Source organism: Ursidibacter arcticus, assembly GCF_009761375.1.
GTDB classification, from domain to species: domain Bacteria; phylum Pseudomonadota; class Gammaproteobacteria; order Enterobacterales; family Pasteurellaceae; genus Ursidibacter; species Ursidibacter arcticus.
Window position 1 is genome coordinate 1 of record NZ_LEKM01000217.1, and the last position, 2,726, is coordinate 2,726.

At 40.6% G+C, this 2,726-nt stretch carries 3 protein-coding genes; all 3 read right to left on the bottom strand.

The genetic code is table 11. From position 1 onward, the window contains the following. Positions 1-112: 112 nt before the first annotated feature. Genes dtd through proA form a run of 3 tightly spaced genes read right to left on the bottom strand, consistent with a single transcriptional unit; the run spans position 113 to position 2,647 of the window. On the bottom strand, positions 113-547 hold the full coding sequence (dtd, locus tag A1D25_RS10285; protein WP_157395585.1) for a D-aminoacyl-tRNA deacylase: 435 nt from the start codon (positions 545-547) through the stop codon (positions 113-115). Then, complete coding sequence (locus A1D25_RS10290; protein ID WP_157395586.1) at positions 544-1,395, bottom strand: virulence factor BrkB family protein; 852 nt, start codon at positions 1,393-1,395, stop codon at positions 544-546. Before A1D25_RS10290 ends, dtd begins: the two co-directional genes overlap by 4 nt. A gap of 1 nt (position 1,396) precedes the next feature. Then, entirely contained in the window at positions 1,397-2,647 is a 1,251-nt protein-coding gene (gene proA / locus A1D25_RS10295; RefSeq protein WP_157395587.1) for a glutamate-5-semialdehyde dehydrogenase, read from the bottom strand. Between the last annotated feature and the right edge of the window lie 79 nt (positions 2,648-2,726).

Sequence of the window (2,726 nt, forward strand, 5' to 3'; positions counted from 1 at the left end):
ACAAAATAAAATCTGTTATTTTTCAATTGGTTATAACTTTCCTTGTAGGGACGCCACGCTGGCGTCCGAATGAAAAAAGACTTTGTCAATAATCTGACCGATTTATCGGCGGTTAAACTTGTAGCCAAAACGTAACAGGACCGTCATTTTGCAGGCTGACTTGCATATCCGCAGCAAATTTCCCCGTTTGAGTTGTAATCCGCTGTTTTGCTTGATCTGCAAAATAATCATATAAAGTCTCCGCTTGTGTTGGCGATGCTCCACGAGAAAAGCTCGGACGTAAGCCTTTTTGCGTATCTGCCGCAAGAGTAAATTGTGAAACGACTAGTAAACTCCCTTGAGCTTGCTGTACGTTTAAATTCATTTTGCCATTTTCATCGGCAAATACTCGATAGTTCAGTACTTTTTCAAGTAATTTGTCCGCACTGGCTTGGTCGTCTTGTTGCTCAACACCAAGTAATACCAATAAACCTGTGGTAATTTCCCCGATAACTTGTTGCTCAACTTCTACTTTTGCCCATTTTACACGTTGAATAAGAGCGATCATTTTGTCTCCTTAGCAAGTGGGTTTTCTAATGTGCCTTGCTTAATCATCTCCATATCTTTAAGCACAGACGCAATTTGCCCACCTGATAGCACGACTTTCCAGCTTAAATGAATCCATACAATCATAATCGGAATAGTCGCTAACACGCCATAAATCGCTTGATAGGAAGGGAATGTGGTGATGTACCAAACAAATAGCTGTTTACCCAAAGTAAAGAATAATGCCGCCATTAACGCACCAATAGCAGCGTGTTTAAATTTAACGCTGGTATTTGGCACAATTAGATAGACAAAGCTAAATAGCAACCAAATGAGGAAAAAAGGCATTAACTTCAGAAGATGATGACTAAATGAGAAGATACCATCTGTTTCAAACATCTCTAAGGAGAAAATATAAGAACTGATAGCAATACTCGCCCCTGCAAACATCGGGCCAAAAATTAGCACCGCAAGGTAGATCACAAAAGAGAGTACCACCGAGCGTTTCTTCGTATTGTGCCAAATTTCGTTAAGAGCATTGTCGATACTGGAAATCAACATTACTGCGACCACCACTAAACCGAGAATACTGATAATCCCCATTTTTTTGGAATTTTCGACAAACAGATCAAGATATTCTTGCACCATATGGCTCGCATTAGGAGCAAAGTTATCATAAGCGAGTTCTTTTAATTGTGTCGTGGCTTGGTCGAAAATGGGGAGCAAGGTAAAAATTGAAAATGCCACCATAATCAACGGTACGAGTGATAGCAATGTACTATACGTTAAGTAACCCGAGTAGATCGCAATGCGATTCTGCTCTGAACGAAATAAAAACAGTTTGATGAAAAAAAGAATTCGTGATGTCATATTAAACTCTTGTTAAATAATCCCCTTCGCATACCCATTTATACGTTGTGAGTGCCTCTAACCCCATAGGCCCACGAGCGTGTAGTTTTTGTGTGCTTACCGCCACTTCAGCTCCTAAGCCAAATTGTGCCCCATCGGTAAAACGAGTACTTGCGTTGATATAAACCGCCGCCGCATCAACTTGCTGCACAAACTGTTGAGCCAATGCGTAATTCGCAGTTAAGATACTTTCAGAATGCTGACTGCCATAAGTACGAATATGCTCAATCGCTTGCTCAACACCTTCTACAACGACCACATTGAGATCTAAAGAGAGCCACTCTTGTGACAGTTTCTCTGGATCAAGCGGTTGGATATTGGCATTTTTTTGCAATTCACTTGGGAAATCATCACTATGCAATGTAACCTTTAAGGCTGTGAGTTGTTCTGCCAACATCGGTAAAAATTGTTCGGCAATCGCCCTATCTACTAATAAAGTTTCAAGGGTATTACAGGTGCTTGGACGCTGTGTTTTTGCATTCGCAATTACTTGAACCGCACGAGATAAATCTGCAGTCTGCTCTACATAAAGATGACAGACCCCAATGCCACCAACAATAACAGGGATTGTTGAATTTTCTTTACAGAATTGATGCAAGCCAGCCCCACCGCGTGGAATAAGCATATCAATATAGCGATCTAATTTAAGCAATTCTAAGAGCAAGTTTCGATCAGGATCAGTAACGGCTTGTACCGCGAGTTTTGGTAATCCTGTTTGCTCTAATGCGTTTTGTACTACATCAACTAAAATACCGTTAGTAAACTTGGTCTCTTTTCCACCACGCAAAATAACAGCATTACCCGTTTTTAAACAGAGCGATGCCACATCAATCGTTACATTTGGACGAGCTTCATAAATAGTAAGGATAACGCCAAGTGGAACTCGTTGTCGTTGGATTTTTAATCCGCTATCTAATACGCCACCATCAATGATCTGCCCGACAGGGTCTGCCAGTTTTGCCACATTACGCACATCATTTGCTATTCCTTGAATACGTTCAGGTGTGAGTAACAAGCGGTCAATAATCGCAGGAGAAATACCTTGTTCTTGAGCATAGGCAATATCTTGTTGATTAACAGCCAAAATTTCCGCACTACGTTGCTCTAACGCATCGGCAATTGCGAATAAGGCTTGATTTTTCTGAGTATTGCCAAACTGAGCAAGGGCAATGCTTGCTTGTTTAGCTTGTTTGGCAAGTGTGATTATCGTCATACTATTCTCTCATTTAAAAATAATGAGAGAGTTTATCATATTTGACATAAATGAATTATGCTCAGACTGATGACAAACC